We start from the raw sequence: 17,238 nt of genomic DNA, 5'->3' as shown, positions 1-17,238 counted from the left end.
TGGGTGCGGTTAAGGCCGCCGCACCCGGTTCGGGTCCGTCAGAGCCGGGGGGTGATGTCGATCTTGAACCACTTCAGCGACAGCTCCTTCACTGTCCCGTCAGTAAGTGCGCCCTCGATCGCTTCGTCGAATTGCATCTTCAGTGCGGTGTCTTCCTTGCGCAACCCGACGGCGATGAAGCCGAAGATGCCACCGGAAAAGAGCGGGCCGGATATCTTCGCGCCTTGCATGTCCGGCTTTGCCAGCGACTCCGTAAGAACCGTCGCGTTTGCGAGCACGGCATCGACCCGGCCGTTCACCAGGTCGAAGTTGTGCTCTTCCGTCGACTTGTATTCCTTGATGTCGGCCGCATCCTTGAAATAGCTCTCCATGAATGCCGATGCCGTCGTCGACCCCTGTACGCCCACGGCCTTGCCGTCGAGCAGTTTGGCGATTTCGTCGATATGAGCCTTGGCCTCGTCCGCCTGGCTATCCAGCGAGTAGCTCTCGCCCGTGCCCGGCATGTCGGCAAGCGGGCTGTCGGCGGCGACGGCGAACGCGTTGATGCCCGCCGCATAGGGGGTTGAAAAGGCGATCACTTCCTCGCGCTTGGGCGTGATGCTCATGCCGGCCATGATCGCGTCGTATTTCCTCGCCGTCAGCGACGGGATGATGCCGTCCCAGTTCTGGGCGACAATCTCGCACTTCACCTTCATGCGCTCGCAAAGCACCTTGGCGAGATCAATCTCGAAGCCGTCGAGCGTGCCGTTGGGCCCGGAAAAGTTCCACGGTGCATAGGCGCCCTCGGTTGCGATCGTCAGCACCTTGTCCTGGGCCGCGGCGGTTCCGCCAAACGCAACAAGGAGAGTTGTCAGGATCGTATGCACTTTCATCAGTTCACCTCTTATGTGTTTTCTGGTTGATGTTTCTGTCGACGGTAGATCTGCTCAGGCATTGCTGCCGCCTTTCCTGAAGTGCTCTAGGGGGCGGCTCTTTCCTCCCGTGAAATGAACTGCCGGAACCGCTCGGAACGCGGGTTCGAAAAGACCTCAGATGGCGGGCCGTCTTCTTCGATGACGCCCTGATGGATAAAGACCGTGCGGGTCGACACGTCGCGGGCAAACGCCATCTCATGGGTGACGATCAGCATGGTCCGTCCCTCCGCCGCCAGATCGCGCATGACCTTCAGCACTTCGCCGACCAGTTCGGGGTCGAGCGCCGATGTCGGCTCGTCGAACAGCATGACGCTCGGTCGCATCGCCAATGCGCGGGCAATGGCCGCACGCTGCTGCTGGCCGCCGGAGAGATGGACGGGATAGTGATGGCGTTTGTCGGCAATGCCGACACGCTCCAGCAGGGCTTCCGCCTCCGCCAGACATTGCTTGCGGTCCCGCTTTTGCACGTGCACCGGGGCCTCGATCAAGTTTTCAAGAATGGTCAGATGGGACCAGAGATTGAAGGACTGGAACACCATCGCGGCCTTGGCCCGCAAACGGTTGACCTGCTGGCTGTCTTCCGGGCGCGGCGTCACACCTTGGCGTTGATGGATCCGGATGGTTTCACCATGGATCGCGACCGAGCCGGCGTTGGGAACTTCGAGCATGTTGATGCAACGAAGCAGGGTCGACTTTCCGGATCCCGATGAGCCCAGAATGGAGATCACGTCACCCTCGTTGGCAGTGAGCGAGATGCCGTGCAGAACTTCCAGCGGGCCGTAGTTTTTACGGATTCCCGATAGTTCGACTGCCGGTACACTTCCATGGTCAGACATGACATTCCTTCCGTGTTTCGGAGGCGCAACCCATCGCGGACGGGGTCCGTCGCTCCGGCGTCGAGACGTATTCCAGGCCAGCGAACAGCCGTGCGACGATGAAGTTGATGGCGAGATAGATGGCGCCGGCGCAGATGAAGACTTCGACGGGGCGATAGCTTGCGGAGATGAGCTTGGCGGCGATGCCGGTGATTTCCATCAGCGTGATCGTCGAGGCGAGCGCCGTCGACTTCGTCATCAGGATGACCTCATTGCTATAGGCGGGCAGCATCTGCCGCAGGGCGAGCGGAAGCACGATGCGCCGGAACAGCATCGTGTTCGACATCCCGCAGGCGCGCGCCGCCTCCACCTGGCCGGCAGGAACCGAGATCAGGCCGCCCCGGATGATTTCCGCGCTATAGGCAGCGGTGTTGAGCGCAAGACCGATGACGGCGCACCAATAGGCCTCCCGCAAGAACGGCCACGCGAAGCTGTGGCGTAGGGCCTCGAACTGGCTGAGGCCGTAATAGATGATGTAGATCTGCACGAGGAGTGGGGTTCCGCGGAAGATGAAGATGTAGATCTGCGCCGGTCCATCGAGCCACCATCTCCCGGATACCCGCATCAGTGCGAGGCCGAAGGCAAGGATGCCGCCGGCGATGATGGACGTTGCTGCGAGCTGAAGCGCCAGTGGGATGCCTGTCAGAAGCGCCAGGAAAGTGTCCGCGAGGAAAGGAAGGTCGAGCGCCATCACACAGCTTTCCTCACACCGCGCATTGCACGCTGTTCCGCGATACGGAACCCGCGGCCGGAGACAAAGGTGATCGTCAGATAGAGCGCTGCCGCCGTCAAGTAGAAGCTGAACGGCTGGCGGGTGGATCCGGCGCCGATCTGGGCCTGGCGCATCAGTTCCACCAGCCCGATCACCGAAATCAGCGCGGATTCCTTCAGCACCAGCTGCCAGACATTGCCGATACCGGGTATCGCGAAACGGGCGGCCTGTGGCAGGACGATGCGACGAAAAAGCAGGAATGGCGGCATGCCATGGGCCCGGCCTGCCTCGATCTCGCCCTTGGAAAGGGCCAGAACCGCTCCTCGCAGCACTTGCGTCTGGTAGGCGCCGGAAACGACGCCGATCGCAAGTGTTCCGGTCAGAAAGGCCGGTGCGCCCACGAAACCCTGGGTGCCGACCATCGCCGCTACCGTTGAGATGACCGAGCTCGAACCGAAATAGAAGAGGTAGATGACGAGCAGGTCGGGAATGCCGCGAAGCACGGTCGTATAGGACGCTGCGGCGAAACGCAGCGCGGCGAACCGCGAGAACGTCGCCGCCGCGCCGAGGCATCCCAGGATGCCGCCGGCAAGAAACCCGCTGATTGCGACCGAGACCGTCATGCCGGTCGCCGTCAGCATATCGTATCCCCACCCTTCGGGGCTAAAGCCCATGAGTTGCAAGTAACCCACCAATTCAGCCTTTCGGTTCCCTGCGCATGTTTGCATGCGTCATCGTTTCGGCGCCCGATGGAGCGCCGGTTCTTAAGGTTTTCGATTGTGATGAGAAGGTGCCGCCGCTAGCCGGACCCCGTCTAAAGTCCTCAGCCAGCCAATGGAGTGCCCTCGCTTGACAACGAAATTTGCATGGGGGATCCATGACGTCAAATTCGAAAATTCGGCATGAGAATAAGCAAATGTTATGGAGGCCGATGTGAATCTCAGACAGGTCGAGGCTTTCAGGGCTGTCATGCTGACCGGCCAGATGACAACGGCGGCAGAACTCATGTCGATCACTCAACCGGCGGTCAGCCGGTTGATCCGCGATCTGGAATACACAACGAAGCTTCGGCTCTTTGATCGCCGCGGCAATCAGATCAATCCCACTCAGGAAGCCGTCACGCTGTGGAAGGAAGTCGAACGGGCCTTCGTCGGGCTGAACCGGATCGCGGCCGTCGCCGAAGAAATAGCAAGGCAGTCGGCTGGGACCCTGCGCATTGCGGCGATGCCGGCGCTTGGCAATGGTTTCCTGCCGCGGTTCCTCGCGCGCTTCCTGCGTGACAAGCCGAGCCTTCACGCCTCGCTAAGCGGCCTTCCATCGTCGATGGTCATCGAAGCGGTTGCTGCGGGCCAGGCCGACATAGGCTATGCCGATGGCCCGCTCGATCGACCCGGCTTTACCATCGAGACCCGCCCCTTGCCCGGGGTCGTCGCCATTCCCGATGGTCATGCACTGTGTGCAAGGCAAGTGATCTGTCCGGACGATCTCAAGGGACAGCGAATGATCAGCCTTGAGCCCGGTACGATTTTCGCCATGCGTGTGGAAGTGGCGCTTGCCGGAATTCCCAAGCTGTCGACGCTGGAAACGAAGCTGTCCCACACCGCCCTTGCGCTGGTGGCCGAGGGTGCCGGCATCGCGATCATCGATCCGACGTCGGCCAGCGAATTCGTCGGAAGAGGCGTGACCGTTCGCCCCTTTTCGATCTTTATCGATGCCGGCTTTCTGGCCATTCGTGCTTCAGGGCAGAGCAGATCGGGCATCGTCGATCGATTCGAAAAGGAGTTTTGGGATTATCACGATCAGCAAGTAAGCCCGCTGCTTATCCGTCAGGGATGAGGCCCTGTGTAAGTTGGCGCCCGAGCTGTTTATGCTTCGCGGACCAGAAGACGACGTTTCAGGGCTTCAAGCTATCCGCTTCACGCATTCAGCCATTCGCACTGATAGGCCAGGACAGGCTTTGCAAATCCCTTCAGGTGATGGCGCATGCCATGGGTGAAGACGGCCGCGTTGTCATATTCTCGGAATATGTTTTCAGATATCAGGATCTGGTCGCTTCGCGCCGCCGCACAAAGCCGCGCTGCCAGCTGGACTGTGGTGCCGAAAAGGTCATTGCTGTCTTCGACAGGTTCGCCACAATCCAGCCCGATGCGAATGTGAATAGGCTCGCCATTGCCGGCGTTATAGCGCCGAAACTCCCGTTGGATCTCCCTCGCACAATCGACTGCAAATGCCGTCGAGGGGAACGCAGCCATGATTCCGTCTCCGGTGTGCTTGACCTCGCGGCCGTCCGTTTGGCTCAGGCAACCACGAACGAGGGCGTCATGAGCTCGCACGAGTTCAGTTGCCATGCGATCGCCGAGCCGCGATGTCATTTCGGTTGATCCAACGATGTCGGTAAAAAGGATCGCCCGGTGACCGGCATCCATTTCCTTCGAGGGTAGCCCCGCAGCTTCCGGATCCTGTATTCGGCCCAGAAATGCCTCGACAGCCGATAGCGCTACCTCCACCACTTCGCCGGCCACGAACCCGTGAGCCTCACGGTGAACGCACTGCGCGGTTTCGGCGTCCGGTGCGTCTATGAGACAGAACGTCGTTCCTCGCCGGTGGTCGAACCAGTAGGTCAGGAACTTGACCCCATACTGATCCTGTATGCTGAGATCTTTGAGGTGTGCTTCAGCGACATCTGCAGCGGAAACGCCCGCAAGATCGTGCCGGTCCATGAAGATAGGCATTCGCTCGCTCCCGAAGGGACCGTTGCCGTCACCAATCAGTTTACGACAGCCACGGACAATCGTCTATCTCGGACAACGCGGGCTGTCCTGCCGCCAGCCGCAGTATCAAGACCATCTCCGCCGATGGTTTCGAGGCCGTCGCCGCCACGGTTCAACGCCACGTCGACGGTAGACGCACGCAGCACGATAGCACGTCAATCGTGTTGTAGGTGAAATCTATGCCGTTGGCGAATTGCCGGGGCAATGGCATTACGCCTCGTAGTTCGGTATCCTCATTCCCGCTATGGAGCGCCACCTAACCGTTATCCTCGCTGCCGATGTTGTCGGCTACAGCCGCCTCATGGAGGTTGATGAGGAACGGACTCACGCCGCGTTCTGCATCTGCCAGACTGTTATCGCTGAGCTAGTCTCCAAACATCGCGGTCGGATATTCGCCGGAGCAGGCGACAGCGTGCTGGCGGAATTCGCCAGTGCGGTCGAGGCAGTGCGGGCTGCGGTCGATATTCAGAACGATCTGGCTGAGCGCTCTCTTGATCTTCCCGAGAACAACAAGATGAGATTTCGCATCGGCATCAATCTCGGTGACGTCCTGTCCGATGGCGGCAATCTCTTCGGAGACGGTGTCAACATCGCCGTGCGTCTGGAGGGAGTGGCAGAACCAGGCGGAGTCTGCCTGTCCAGCAGTGTCTATGAACATGTCGAACGAAAGCTGCCTCTGCCATACGTGGATATTGGACCTCAAAGGCTAAAGAACATAGCCAGGCCCATACATGCTTTTCGCGTGTCCATACCACGGACATCCGAGAACTTGCTCTCGATTACCGCGATCCACACCTTCGCGACCAATTGGCTGGCACCGCGCCTCGGGGCGTTCCAGACCGCCCATCGCGATCTTGAATTGAGACTGGAAGTTATGAGCCGCGTGGTCGATTTTGCGCGCGAGCCGTTCGATGTCGGTATTCGCGCGGGTAACGGTCGCTGGCCAGGTCTGATATCCCATGAGCTAATGGCCGAGGAGTTCGCTCCATTCTGCAGCCCAGATTTCTTGGCAGGGGCTGGCAACATATCGGCACCTTCTGATCTCCTTACGCTGCCGTTGCTAAGAGATGATGACTGGTGGCGAGCTTGGTTCAAGGCGGCAGGATTTGCGGATTCCGAGCCAAAAATCTCCTCGGCGGTCTTTTTCAACACCCAGATAGTGGTCAGCCAGGCCGCGCTCGCCGGACAAGGTGTTGCACTGCTTACGCCAGCCTTCTTCGCGCCGGACATCAAGGCCGGACGTTTGGTGCAGCTTTTCAATGTCATCGCCCGCAACGGAACCAGCCTTTGGCTTGTCTATCCGGAGGAACGGGAGAATTCCCGCAAGATTCGCGCGTTCAAGGAATGGCTCCTGGATGAAATCCAGCGAGCCCGGTGACTGGAGCTTTAACGCTCGATGCTGTGCCAAACCACCCGCGTTCATCCTGCGTTCATGGCAGGTGCCGGAAAATGATCCGGTAAAGAACGATCGGATGATGTCATGAAAAGAATAGGTGCGGTGTTCGTCGCAGTTGCCACGGCCCTAACGACGGTACCGGCACAGGCTCTGCCTGTATCTCCTGTGTCAGTAGCGCAGCCGAACTCCCAAGCTGTGGAACTGATCCACCACAAGCCAGGTCACTACGGTGGCCCGCCGCATTCGCGCGGGTACAACGGGTACCGTTACAATTCGGGGCCTCGATACGGCTACTATAACGGCTATAACGGCTACCGTTACCGGCGGGACGGGTATCGTCGGCACAGTGACGGCTGGTGGTATCCTCTTGCTGCATTTGGAGCAGGCGTCGTTATCGGTGGTGCGATCGCGTCGCCGCCCCGCCGAGCCTATTCGAACGCGCCCTCAGCCCATGTCGAATGGTGTTATGACCGCTATCGTTCATACAGCGCCTACGACAATACCTTCCAGCCGTATTATGGGCCGCGCCAGGAGTGCGTGTCGCCATACTATTGATCAGCGCTGCCGTTGGGCGGCGGTCATCGGCTCCAAACCTCAATGACCACCGGCTATGCGGTAGGTGATCGCCTTTCACTATTTGTTCCTACTGCAAGCAGGTTAATCTCGGGGTAGGTGGACACTCTTCGTCCTGTGGATGTTCGCGGCTCGTTCGCGCGCTCTAGTTGTCGCTTGAAAGTGGCCCACCTATTTCTGATCCAACACTATTGGTAATGGCGACCTTTGCCTTCCGCCGGAGAGGTGGATGAATCCGACAACAATTCGAGGCAATGCCTCACTCATATCGAGAAGGCGAAAGCCGATGCGGATGAGCGCTGAGCCGTCGCCCAACACAAGCGCTTTACGACGAAAAGACTGGGCTTCCCGCGTAGTGCACCAGCTCGGCATACTCCCCGGCTAGCGACAGCGCGTTTCCGGCTAATCGGGGCTGTTTGCAAACAGAAAAGCCGACAGGCAAGACGCTCCAATAGGGGGCACATGCATGATAGCGAGGTGCGAAACGGTCATCTGACCGGTCTACGGCGTGGAGCCCGGTAGCTCGCCAGCCTCATAAATTGGAGGTCGCAGGTTCGAATCCTGTCGCCGCAACCAATCTTCAGCGCCAGAAAGCCCCGATCGTAGTCAACAGTCGGGAGACCTGAAAGTGATGCGAGAGATTCTAGAGGGCGGGCAGTTGCGCCAGAAGGCGGGTCCCAGAGCGCTGCGGTATTGGGCTTGGGGGCCTTCGCTCTGGGACCACTCGCGCTCACGGCGGCGGGGCGGGCCGTTGTTCCGTGGGCGCTTTGCCTGCCCGAGTATGCATGGGGAGTGAGATTCGGCAACGCACCTCCGACCTTTGCCGGTCCGTCTCGGACTAAGGTCCTACAGCGCCGCGCGTCTTATTAGACGCGCACAGGTCGCTGTAGCACTTTGAATTACTGCATGTTTTATCCTTAAATCGAATACGATTTAAGGAAACATTCAGTAGCTGCTGCAGCGCATCGAGGCCAGCCAGTGCGACGGCACGGCGCTGGATCTCACCTGAAGACGCGTCGAGCCGAACTGGGCCGATCTTGCTGTCGAGCTCAAGAAGCCAGGTGTCGCCTTGCTCGTCCTCTGGGAGGAGTGTCGTGGCTCGCATCCCGAGGGGGGCACCCCTAAGACCATAAAACGCCAAACAATCATGCAAGGAGGGAAGCCAATGTTTGTACGACTTCCTTTTATCTATCTCATTGATGGTCTGGAGGAAATCGAGATGGGGGCATCCCTGTCCAACGTCTAAACGCGCGCGTGAAATGAGCGGGATCGCTGTAACCTACCCTATAGGCGATCTCGGTCATGCTGTGACCTCCTTCGCGGATGAGCCGGATAGCCTCGCTTCGCCGAGTCTCATCAAGCAGCTCCTCGAACTCGACGCCGCAGTATTTCAGGCGCCTCTGTAGGGTGCGGGCGGACATCCCAACTCTTGCTGCCACCGCTTTCAAGCTAAGCTCCCGTTCATGAAAGAGCTTGTCGCTTAGCAATCGTGCCACCTCCACCGTCGAGGTCAGGGCGGTCGTCGCCTTTGATGGTCCAGTTTCGTGCCTTTTGAGAGGCAGGTCGAGCAACTCGCGATCGATTTCGATCATGTCGTGCTCGCACCCCAATTCGATATTGGGACCCCAGCACTCTTCGAGTGCCTCGGCCCCTCGTGTTTTTGTCGCGGTCAGTCGAACCTTTATTCCGGACGCTTCTCCCGCCAAAAGCGGCACTTTTCGCAAAACCGCGAGACTGCCGAAGATGAACTGCCTGGGATCGAATTCGCAACGGTCCGTGAAACGAAAGACGATTCGCGCGGTTTTGCCCTCCACCAGGAAGCGTACATCCGAACCGCGGTGGATCGAGGACACATTGTCGGACGCGAGCGCGCAAGCGTGGGCCACATCCCTCGCTGCCAGAACGGATTGTCCCCACCCGCCGAACTCACGCAGGTCGGTCGACGAGCCGATATGCGCGCCAGCGAACGGGTCCCCCGCCACCGCCGCCAGCTCATTGCCCAAGCGAAAGCACTGCGCGCGCGCAAGCCAGCCATCGGCATTCTGGAACACGTTTGGCGAAATGCCGAGGCGTTTGCAGAACTCAATCGCCGAGACATCGTGCTTCGCCAGATAGGGCGCGATGGCCAAGAACGTCCTGATCCTGATCGAAGGTGCAGTATTCAACACTCACAACGCTAAATTGGCGTGAAAAGGCAAGACGCAAGAGGCGTCACTATAGCAATATATTATTGATTTGGAATGCTTTCGGTCGGAAGGCGTTTTGGAAGCGAGACCCGAAACGGCCGTTGGTGGACGTGCCAAGTCGGAGGAGCGAGGTCTGAGGATAGCGGATGAGAAAATTGAAAATGAAATGGCCGGGTGCAACCTGGCGCCCATACACGTTGGTCATAGCGGCCACCGCCTGTGCGGCGGCGTGGTCCGCTTCGGCCCAGGACGCGATAGAACCAGAAGCGGCCAAGATTCTCGCTGCGATGAGCGACCATCTCAAATCGATGCCGTCTCTTAGCGTCACCTATGACGCAGACCAGGAAATCGTCGACCTTGAGGGGCAGAAGATCCAGTACAGCGCATCGGGTACCATTGCGCTCGATCGCACCAAGGGTTTCCTGTTGACGCGGCAAGGGCCATTCGCCGATGCGGAGGTAGTGTTCGACGGCAGCACGATCTCGCTCCACAGCAAAGGCATGAACGTCTACGCGCAGCTGCAAAGTCCGGGACCAAGTGTTGAGGAGGCAGCAGACGAACTTCGCGCCGCTACCGGTCTCGATGCACCGGGAGCCGATCTGCTCGCAAGCGACCCCTATACCGTCCTTACAGACGGGGTTACCAAGGGTACTCACGTGGGGTCGGCATTCATTGGTGGGGTCGAGTGCGATCACCTCGCCTTCAGAACAGATATCGTCGACTGGCAGATCTGGGTCAGCAAGGGCAACAAGCCGTTGCCGCTCAAATATGTCATCACGACCAAATGGGTAACCGGAGCGCCGGAATACTCGCTCAGGCTCAGCGACTGGAAGGCAGGCGCCATCGGCGGCGCTCAGTTTAAATTCACGCTGCCAGCGAACGCCAGGAAACTCGAACAGATACATGCAGACGTCACCGGCGACATATCGCTGGAGGTGGGAGAATGAAGATGCGCAAGATGTACGGAAAGATCCTTTGCGCCACAGTCGTCGGCCTCGCCCTGCTCGTCGGCGACCATCTTGTACCGATGCCGTTCGGCTCGTTCGTATCGGAGGCCCAGGCGGTCGTTGGGCATCCCGCGACCCCGGGCAGCGTTGCCGGTGTTGCGCGTCGCACCACCCGCCGCGTAATCCGCCGCTCCACTGTCTACGTCGCCGCGCTGCCCACCGGCTGTGTCAGGACCAGTGTCAACGGCGTTGTGATCTGGCGCTGCGGCGGGGTCTATTACCAGCCCTATGGTGGGCGCTACGTCGTCGTCTACATCGACTGATGCCAGAGCTTGTTTGCACCAGTTCGATTTAAATCTTCACCCTTTTTCCCACTTCGTGCGTAGCCCGCGATGTTCCGAGCGACAGTAGCGCCGACTGGGCACGGCCAGTTGCCTGCAAAGGGTGGAATTTCCTTCTGCGCCTGCAGGCCGCTCGAGCCGTGGTTCGATAAGTCCTGGAAGCCAGGTGAAGTCGGGCTGGCCGAGTGAATACAGAATATTTTCGATGGACTGATCGCAACAAAGGTGTTTTCCGGTTGGTTCCGCCTGCCAAGCTGATCCGACTGATTCTGTCGGATCAGCATCAGTTCGGGGTTATTTACCGCCGTATTTGAGAACGGTCAGCGCGGTGGCTGCGACGGGGTTACATGTTCATCATTCGCTTCCTGTTACTGAGCCTGCTCATCTGCCTGTCGGTTGTTTCCCTGTCGCACGCGCAGGCGCAGGCGCCGGCAACGAGCACAGCAGAACCGCCAAAGGTGGCCGAGCTGCTGCGTCTTCTCGAAGACGCGGACGTGAAGACATGGCTGGCGCAAAGGCAAGCAGCAGTTCCCGAAAAAGGGGCGGCCGAGGTAGCGCGGGTCATCGACGACTTAGAGGCCCGCTCGCGTACCCGCCTCAACGTCCTTTTGTCTGCCGTGCCACGTGTAGGCAGCGAACTCTACCGCGCAGCCTCGTCGGTCCGGCAAGAGGCGCACGATAGTGGATTTGCCCCCGGGATCCTGATGATTGGCATCATCGCGGGCATTGGCTTTGGCACGGAATGGTTCCTTCGTCGTTCAGTGCCAGCCGTGACCTTGCCCAATCAACTCTTGTCGCAGATGCAGACGGAGTTTGCGCCACTCTTGATTTTCACGGCGACGGTTGCCTTCGTCTTTCTCATCTTTCCTTGGCCGCCACTCATGCGTGTGGTCGTGCTTTATTCGCTCGTCGCGACGGTCGCCTACCGAAGCGTGCTGGCGCTTTGCCGGCTGGCGATGACCGTTTCCGTGCCGATGGCTAAGGCATACCCCCGTGTCCGGCTGTTCGTCGCGGTGTTAACAGCGGCGATGGCATTCTCGGCCATATGCGAGCGGCTCGCCGTTGCCGAGGACGTCTGTTCCTTGATTACCATTGGATTTTCGGGCCTGCTTCTTCTGATCGCGATCGAAGCTATCGGCCGCAACCGCTCCAGCGATGATGCACAGCTTTTGGGCCAACGCGTGCCTCGGACAACCGGCATTGCCGGCGCCGTAACGCTCTGGCTGCTCTGGTGCGGTGGTTTCCTGGCGCTATTTTGGCTCGGCATTATGTTTGTCGTTGTGCCCCGTGTCCTGTCAATCGCTGACAAGTTGACCCACGCGTTTGCGGCTTCACGCTGGAATGACGGTGATGCGGCAGATCCGAAGACAGTGCTGCTTGTACGAGGCGCGCGAGCGATCATCATCATCATCGCAGTGGATTGGATCGCATTCGTTTGGCGTCACAATTTCCAGCCCATTACCGGTCAGCTGGCGCTCGCCAAGACAATCATAACCGGCGCCTTCAACAGCGTCGTCATCTTGCTGGTCATCGACCTCGTTTGGCAGTTGGGGAATGCTTACATTGCCCGTCAGCTCGGCCGCGTTGGCGATGGAAGAGCACTCACACCGAATGAGATCGCCCGCCAAGGCCGGCTTCGCACCTTGCTGCCTGTATTCCGCAACGCGTTGGCCGCGGGGCTTCTTAGTGTGGCCGCGCTTACGGTTCTCTCGCAGATGGGGGTTCAGATAGGCCCGCTCATCGCCGGTGCGGGCGTGGTCGGCGTGGCCATCGGGTTCGGCTCACAGACGCTCGTCAAGGACATCGTCAGCGGTGTTTTTTATCTTTTAGACGATGCGTTCCGCGTCGGGGAGTATATTGAGGCGGGAAGTTACACAGGCACAGTCGAGTCCTTCAGTTTGCGATCGGTCCGGCTGCGGCACCATCGCGGACCGATATTCACGGTGCCCTTCGGTTCGCTTGGCGCCATCAAGAACTTGAGCCGTGACTGGTCGGTTGATAAGTTCCGCATCCGTGTCCCCTTCAAAACCGATCTTGACAAGGTCCGCAAGCTCATCAAGGCAATCGGCGGGGAATTGCAGGCCGATCCGGAGCTCGGCTCGTCATTCATCGAGCCACTCAAGCTCAAGGGCGTCGAGCAAATTGGCGAGTACGGCATCGAACTCGGCGTTGGCTTCACCTGTAAGCCTGGCGATCAAACCGCGATCCGCCGCAAGGCATATACGATGCTCATGCAGGTGTTTGGCGACAACGGGATCGATTTCGCTCAGCCTGTCGTCCAGGTGAGCGGAGATGACAAAGGTTCAGCTGCTGCGGCTCACGCCACGCGGCAACTTCAAGGCACCACTGCTCCACCGGGACCGAATGGGCCAGCTTCTTAAGAGCGTTTCCGGTTTAAACGGAGCGCCGGGAAACGCTCTATCTCTTTGTTTTTGCGCATTTACCGACGGAAAACCGCTTCGCGCTTTTCCTGGAAATGCACTAAGAGGAATTATGGACACACCGCCGATCGTCAACGACCTTGCCTCTGTCATACAAACATCCCTTGCGCCGGTGTTTTTGTTGGCTGGTACCGCAGGCTTTGTCAGTATCTACACCACTCGCCTCGGGAGAGTATCGGACCGGCTGAACGAGGTCGCGGAAAGGGGTAAGCAGGGCAAATTGTTTCGCATGCAGCTCGCGTATCTGCGGCGAAGGGCACTTGCTCTGGAAGTTGCGGTCGTGCTTGGGGTAATGGCCGGCATTTGCACGGGCGGCGCAATCCTAAATCTACTTGCTGGTGCACTTGCCATCGGACTGCGCCAAGAAAATCTCTTCTGGTTTTTTGGTGGTGCCATAGTCTCGCTCATCGGATCGCTTGTCGCATTCTTGTCTGAATTGCTGATCGCCGGACGGAACTTGTTGCGGCAAATACGAATGGACCAATTTCCCATGGAGCAAGACTGACCAGGTACTTCTCATCTTGGTCGCCGTTCGCGCTGCTGAACGGCAAACGGCCGTACCTTCAACGCGAGATATTCGAGCGAAACTCCCGTGGTCCATTGCCGGTTGCCTTTCGGAAGGCCCGGGCGAAATTGGCTGGAGACGAATACCCCAACTCCGCCGACACGCGCGTGATCGAGCCGTTCGTGTGCCACAGCAGTTCAATGGCTCGTTGAACCCTTGCGGCGCCCGCCAGCCCGCGAAAATCGGTGCCGGCCCTGTTCAGCTCCCGTTGCAGGGTCCGGACGCTGGTGTCCAACGATTGAGCAGCACCATCGATCGACACGCTGCCGGTGAGAACTTGGACCCGGACCTGCTCCATGATGACTTCGAGCAGATCCCGTGGAGCGCCGCCTCGCCGGTCTCGCGCCACATCCTCGATGGTGACCATTGGCCAGGAAGCGGGCCTCGGAGCAGCGGAAAGATGATGGCGATCCGTGACGATGCTCGTCGCGGGTGCGTTGAAAAGAACCGGACACTGGAAGACGTCTTCAATAAGGCCTGTCTGGCGCGGTCTGTCGGTGTCAAGCTCGACGCGCAGCGGTCGCCAGTCAGGGGGCAGATAAGCCTTAAAGAGGCTGAGCAGGACACCCGCGGCGGCACAGACAATACTGGCATATCCTGAGTGGCCGGCCAAAGCGAACACATAGCTGTACCGTACCTCGTCGCCAACCACTGCGACTGACATCCTATCGACCGTACTATGATAACGAAGGCCAGCAATGCTGCGCTCGATGGCCTGCCCCAGGGTGTCGGCGCCAAACACATAGTGTCCGAAGCTGCCATAGTTGGCGACGTTCATCATCGGCGTGATCAGAATTCCGAAGTTGGCCTCACCGGCGACGCGTGCAGCCGCTTCGACGAAGCCGATTACCGCTGCGTGCGGGATGAAGCAGTTCTCTCCCTCGGTCAGTTCGAGATCGAAGCCGATGGCACGATTGGCCTGCAGCAGCGCCTTTTGCCCCATTTCACGCCGTATGAAGGCCGGCATGCCAGACAGGATGCGGTTGGAAATGACCGGGATTTCAGCCATGTATGCAACACTCCAGAAATAAGACAACCGTGGCGCAAAATGAGTGGTTTCGTATTGCGAATACTGTTTAGTGCCGTAAAACATGTGGGTCGCACAAGTAGTGACCCACATGTCTTGCGACCTTTAGGAGGGGTACGACTATGACAACCAGAAGGAACCTACTGCTGGCAGCCACAGCTGTCGCGGCGACGACAGTGCCGTTCATGCCGCGACTGGCGCAGGCAACCGACGAAGTCGCCGACTTCCTGTTCGTTCAAACCGCAAGTGCTATGAAATTCGACAAGGCGTCGAGCAAGCTGACGCTCGAAGGTGTTGGCGGCGCCACGTTGTTTTTCTCTGACCGCCCCGAGCGCATTGCCGGGAACATGGAGACGGCCGCTTTCGTGCCGTTCTGGAGCAAGGGCAAGGACAGCTTCCTTTCCGATCCGCCGAATGCCGACCTGTCGATCCTCGAAGGGGACAAGCTCAAGCAGGTCGTCGTCGTCCTGGAGAATCCGGAGCTGAACGACAATAACTTGACCTATACGGTCAAGGTTGTTGGCGGCGAAATGCCGGAGAAGGGCTCCGAGGTCTCTGTGTTCATCGACATCATCGGCATGCCGTTGACGCCGCTCTCCTATGCGGGCGTGGCCAGGCGCGGCTACCGGCGGGCATTTCTGTACTAGCACCTGCCGGTTGTGCGTCGGTGCGATCCCGACTGCAGCCCGCTTCAGCTCTCGCGAATACCTCACCAACAGCCAATGCAACCGGACGATTGCGTCCAAGGTTCCTGAGCTGCTCCACAGCCCGCGCCGTTTCGATAACTCATCGATAATCAAGGAGTACGGTAAATGTTGACGAAGAGAGATCTACTTCGATCCACCGCGGTGATTGCCGCTAGCGCCGCGATTGCGAGGCCAAGCCTCCTGATGGCGCAAAGCTACCCGGGCATTATCGAGGCAAAAGACATCGCCGAGGAAGGCTTCATCTACGGCCTGCCGCTGGTGATGATTTATGCGGTTATGCAAGAGTTCGCCGTTGACAAAAACTCGGGGCAATTCAAGGCGCCGTTCAACGAAATCAACAACATGCACCATGTCGCCAGCCCGGCTGACACGGCAGTCATTACGCCGAACAGCGACACGCCTTACTCGTTCATCTGGCTGGATTTGCGCGCTGAGCCGATGGTCATCTCGGTGCCGGTGATCGAAAAGGACCGCTACTACTCGGTCCAATTGATCGATTGCAACACCTACAATTACGGCTACATCGGCACGCGCGCCACGGGGACCGAGCCGGGCGATTATCTGGTCGTTGGCCCAGACTGGAAGGGTGAAACGCCCTCGGGGATCAAGAAGGTCTTCCAATCGACGACGCCGTTCACGCTCGCGCTTATCCGCACGCAGCTCTTCAACCCCGACGACATGCCGAACGTCGAGAAGATTCAGGCCGGCTACAAGGCCCAGCCGCTATCTGGTTTTCTTAAAACTCCGGCCCCGCCAGCCGCGGCCACGATCGAGTTCCTTCCTGCCACCACCGCCGGGATCAAGGACAACTTCTTCCAATATCTCGACGCAGCCCTGCAGTTCGTCCCTGAGACGACAAGGGACAAGGAGATTCGCGCGAAACTTGCGAGGATTGGCATCGGTCCCGGCAAGACCTTCGACTTCAAGGAACTATCGCTCGAACATAAAGCCGAAATCCTGGTGGCCATGAAGCAGGGAAATGACAAAGTCGACAAATGGCTGGCCAGCGGAAATAAGGACATCAACGGCTGGAACGTTGGCTCGTTCTTTGGCGACGAGGCCTTTTACAATGGCGATTGGGTGATGCGGGCAGGCGCCGCCAAGGGCGGTCTCTTGGGCAATGATGCCGTCGAAGCCATGTACCCCTATACCCGAACGGACGCGGCCGGTGCGCCGCTCGACGGCAGCAAGCACAACTACACGCTGACCTTCCCGGCCGGCCAGTTGCCACCAGTAAATGCGTTCTGGTCCGTTACCATGTACGACGGCAAGAGCCAGCTCCTGGTCAAGAATCCGATCAATCGCTACCTGATCAACTCTCCGATGTTGCCGGAGATGAAAAAGGACGCGGACGGCTCGCTGACGCTGTACCTCCAAAAGGACAGCCCCGGTGCGGACAAGGAATCCAATTGGCTTCCGGCGCCGGATGACAAAATCTACCTCGTGATGCGCCTGTACTGGCCGAAGACGGAAGCGCCTTCGATCTTGCCGGCGGGCGAAGGGACGTGGCAGCCGCCCGGCATCACTGTGGCCGAATAGTTCTCCCCCCATTGTGCTGATGCTCGGCTGGCGCCTCTGCTTCTTGTGGTCATCTGACCGAGGACAGTAGGCGGCAGCCGGCATTTGCATAGGCGGTGCGTTCTCGCTGGGCGTTTGCCATTGGGCTGCGCCAAGTATCTCTTCTACAGCGCCGCGTGTCTTATTAGACGCCCGCGCGTCGTGTCGAACGAGACCGACCTTCACGAAAACAGCAACGGGTTAAACAGCGATCTCCGTCTGGGTC

Annotated in this window: 16 protein-coding genes and 1 tRNA gene; 10 read left to right on the top strand and 7 right to left on the bottom strand. The window is 59.1% G+C overall.

Annotated features, from left to right (window positions below):
• Positions 1–38: 38 nt before the first annotated feature.
• From BKP54_RS01940 to BKP54_RS01925, 4 genes are all read right to left on the bottom strand, one after another.
• Positions 39–872 (bottom strand): lysine/arginine/ornithine ABC transporter substrate-binding protein, encoded by an 834-nt coding sequence (locus tag BKP54_RS01940; protein WP_084814109.1) that lies wholly within the window; start codon positions 870–872, stop codon positions 39–41.
• A gap of 86 nt (positions 873–958) precedes the next feature.
• Complete coding sequence (locus BKP54_RS01935; protein WP_084814108.1) at positions 959–1,750, bottom strand: ATP-binding cassette domain-containing protein; 792 nt, start codon at positions 1,748–1,750, stop codon at positions 959–961.
• Positions 1,743–2,480: an ABC transporter permease gene (locus tag BKP54_RS01930; RefSeq protein ID WP_057206945.1), complete on the bottom strand. Its 738-nt coding sequence runs from the start codon at positions 2,478–2,480 to the stop codon at positions 1,743–1,745. Before BKP54_RS01930 ends, BKP54_RS01935 begins: the two co-directional genes overlap by 8 nt.
• The gene (locus BKP54_RS01925; RefSeq protein WP_084814107.1) at positions 2,480–3,175 is read right to left on the bottom strand and encodes an ABC transporter permease subunit; all 696 of its coding nucleotides are present in this window, start codon (positions 3,173–3,175) and stop codon (positions 2,480–2,482) included. Before BKP54_RS01925 ends, BKP54_RS01930 begins: the two co-directional genes overlap by 1 nt.
• Before the next feature lie 259 nt (positions 3,176–3,434).
• Between BKP54_RS01925 and BKP54_RS01920 the strand changes: the two genes are divergently transcribed.
• Complete coding sequence (locus BKP54_RS01920) at positions 3,435–4,337, top strand: LysR substrate-binding domain-containing protein (protein WP_025430477.1); 903 nt, start codon at positions 3,435–3,437, stop codon at positions 4,335–4,337.
• Positions 4,338–4,417: 80 nt separating this feature from the next.
• Here BKP54_RS01920 and BKP54_RS01915 read toward each other — a convergent pair whose 3' ends face one another.
• Entirely contained in the window at positions 4,418–5,233 is an 816-nt protein-coding gene (locus tag BKP54_RS01915) for a nickel-binding protein (protein WP_084814106.1), read from the bottom strand.
• A 283-nt stretch (positions 5,234–5,516) separates the two neighbouring features.
• Here BKP54_RS01915 and BKP54_RS01910 point away from each other — a divergent pair, with 283 nt between their 5' ends.
• From BKP54_RS01910 to BKP54_RS01900, 3 genes are all read left to right on the top strand, one after another.
• Positions 5,517–6,650, top strand: a complete 1,134-nt coding sequence (locus BKP54_RS01910) for a LysR substrate-binding domain-containing protein (protein ID WP_084814105.1) — start codon at positions 5,517–5,519, stop codon at positions 6,648–6,650.
• Between the two features lie 102 nt (positions 6,651–6,752).
• Positions 6,753–7,223, top strand: a complete 471-nt coding sequence (locus BKP54_RS01905; RefSeq protein ID WP_082557384.1) for a BA14K family protein — start codon at positions 6,753–6,755, stop codon at positions 7,221–7,223.
• A 520-nt stretch (positions 7,224–7,743) separates the two neighbouring features.
• Positions 7,744–7,817: transfer RNA gene (locus BKP54_RS01900), tRNA-Met, on the top strand.
• A gap of 617 nt (positions 7,818–8,434) precedes the next feature.
• Here BKP54_RS01900 and BKP54_RS01890 read toward each other — a convergent pair.
• Positions 8,435–9,370 carry an AraC family transcriptional regulator gene (locus BKP54_RS01890; protein ID WP_244496042.1) on the bottom strand — a complete coding sequence of 312 codons (936 nt, stop codon included), beginning with the start codon at positions 9,368–9,370 and terminating at the stop codon, positions 8,435–8,437.
• Between the two features lie 203 nt (positions 9,371–9,573).
• On the opposite strand from BKP54_RS01890, the gene BKP54_RS01885 reads away from it, so the two are divergent.
• The 4 genes from BKP54_RS01885 to BKP54_RS01870 all read left to right on the top strand — a co-directional run bounded on the left by BKP54_RS01885 (position 9,574) and on the right by BKP54_RS01870 (position 13,661).
• Positions 9,574–10,374, top strand: coding sequence for a DUF2092 domain-containing protein (locus tag BKP54_RS01885; protein ID WP_128090352.1), 801 nt, complete (start codon positions 9,574–9,576; stop codon positions 10,372–10,374).
• Between the two features lie 11 nt (positions 10,375–10,385).
• The gene (locus BKP54_RS01880) at positions 10,386–10,697 is read left to right on the top strand and encodes a hypothetical protein (RefSeq protein ID WP_244496043.1); all 312 of its coding nucleotides are present in this window, start codon (positions 10,386–10,388) and stop codon (positions 10,695–10,697) included.
• A gap of 365 nt (positions 10,698–11,062) precedes the next feature.
• Entirely contained in the window at positions 11,063–13,096 is a 2,034-nt protein-coding gene (locus tag BKP54_RS37245) for a mechanosensitive ion channel domain-containing protein (RefSeq protein ID WP_084814103.1), read from the top strand.
• Positions 13,097–13,208: 112 nt separating this feature from the next.
• Positions 13,209–13,661 carry a DUF2721 domain-containing protein gene (locus BKP54_RS01870; protein WP_025430469.1) on the top strand — a complete coding sequence of 151 codons (453 nt, stop codon included), beginning with the start codon at positions 13,209–13,211 and terminating at the stop codon, positions 13,659–13,661.
• 58 nt (positions 13,662–13,719) lie between these two features.
• Here the strand turns inward: BKP54_RS01870 and BKP54_RS01865 are convergent, their stop codons facing one another.
• Entirely contained in the window at positions 13,720–14,814 is a 1,095-nt protein-coding gene (locus BKP54_RS01865; RefSeq protein ID WP_245317760.1) for an AraC family transcriptional regulator, read from the bottom strand.
• A 56-nt stretch (positions 14,815–14,870) separates the two neighbouring features.
• Between BKP54_RS01865 and BKP54_RS01860 the strand changes: the two genes are divergently transcribed.
• Positions 14,871–15,395 carry a hypothetical protein gene (locus tag BKP54_RS01860; RefSeq protein WP_063997102.1) on the top strand — a complete coding sequence of 175 codons (525 nt, stop codon included), beginning with the start codon at positions 14,871–14,873 and terminating at the stop codon, positions 15,393–15,395.
• 165 nt (positions 15,396–15,560) lie between these two features.
• A complete protein-coding gene (locus BKP54_RS01855; RefSeq protein ID WP_084814102.1) occupies positions 15,561–16,994 on the top strand; it encodes a DUF1254 domain-containing protein in 1,434 nt (477 codons plus the stop codon).
• Positions 16,995–17,238: the final 244 nt, after the last annotated feature.

It is taken from the genome of Ensifer sp. 1H6 (genome assembly GCF_001976035.1).
Lineage (GTDB): Bacteria > Pseudomonadota > Alphaproteobacteria > Rhizobiales > Rhizobiaceae > Ensifer > Ensifer canadensis.
This window is presented reverse-complemented; position numbering and strand designations above follow the sequence as displayed.

Excerpts from the sequence above, each read along its gene's own strand:
- BKP54_RS01940 (WP_084814109.1), bottom strand. The coding sequence starts at position 872 with ATGAAAGTGCATACGATCCTGACAACTCTCCTTGTTGCGTTTGGCGGA.
- BKP54_RS01935 (WP_084814108.1), bottom strand. The coding sequence starts at position 1,750 with ATGTCTGACCATGGAAGTGTACCGGCAGTCGAACTATCGGGAATCCGT.
- BKP54_RS01930 (WP_057206945.1), bottom strand. The coding sequence starts at position 2,480 with ATGGCGCTCGACCTTCCTTTCCTCGCGGACACTTTCCTGGCGCTTCTG.
- BKP54_RS01925 (WP_084814107.1), bottom strand. The coding sequence starts at position 3,175 with ATGGGCTTTAGCCCCGAAGGGTGGGGATACGATATGCTGACGGCGACC.
- BKP54_RS01915 (WP_084814106.1), bottom strand. The coding sequence starts at position 5,233 with ATGCCTATCTTCATGGACCGGCACGATCTTGCGGGCGTTTCCGCTGCA.
- BKP54_RS01910 (WP_084814105.1), top strand. The coding sequence starts at position 5,517 with ATGGAGCGCCACCTAACCGTTATCCTCGCTGCCGATGTTGTCGGCTAC.
- BKP54_RS01905 (WP_082557384.1), top strand. The coding sequence starts at position 6,753 with ATGAAAAGAATAGGTGCGGTGTTCGTCGCAGTTGCCACGGCCCTAACG.
- BKP54_RS01885 (WP_128090352.1), top strand. The coding sequence starts at position 9,574 with ATGAGAAAATTGAAAATGAAATGGCCGGGTGCAACCTGGCGCCCATAC.
- BKP54_RS01880 (WP_244496043.1), top strand. The coding sequence starts at position 10,386 with ATGTACGGAAAGATCCTTTGCGCCACAGTCGTCGGCCTCGCCCTGCTC.
- BKP54_RS37245 (WP_084814103.1), top strand. The coding sequence starts at position 11,063 with ATGTTCATCATTCGCTTCCTGTTACTGAGCCTGCTCATCTGCCTGTCG.
- BKP54_RS01870 (WP_025430469.1), top strand. The coding sequence starts at position 13,209 with ATGGACACACCGCCGATCGTCAACGACCTTGCCTCTGTCATACAAACA.
- BKP54_RS01865 (WP_245317760.1), bottom strand. The coding sequence starts at position 14,814 with ATGTTTTACGGCACTAAACAGTATTCGCAATACGAAACCACTCATTTT.
- BKP54_RS01860 (WP_063997102.1), top strand. The coding sequence starts at position 14,871 with ATGACAACCAGAAGGAACCTACTGCTGGCAGCCACAGCTGTCGCGGCG.
- BKP54_RS01855 (WP_084814102.1), top strand. The coding sequence starts at position 15,561 with ATGTTGACGAAGAGAGATCTACTTCGATCCACCGCGGTGATTGCCGCT.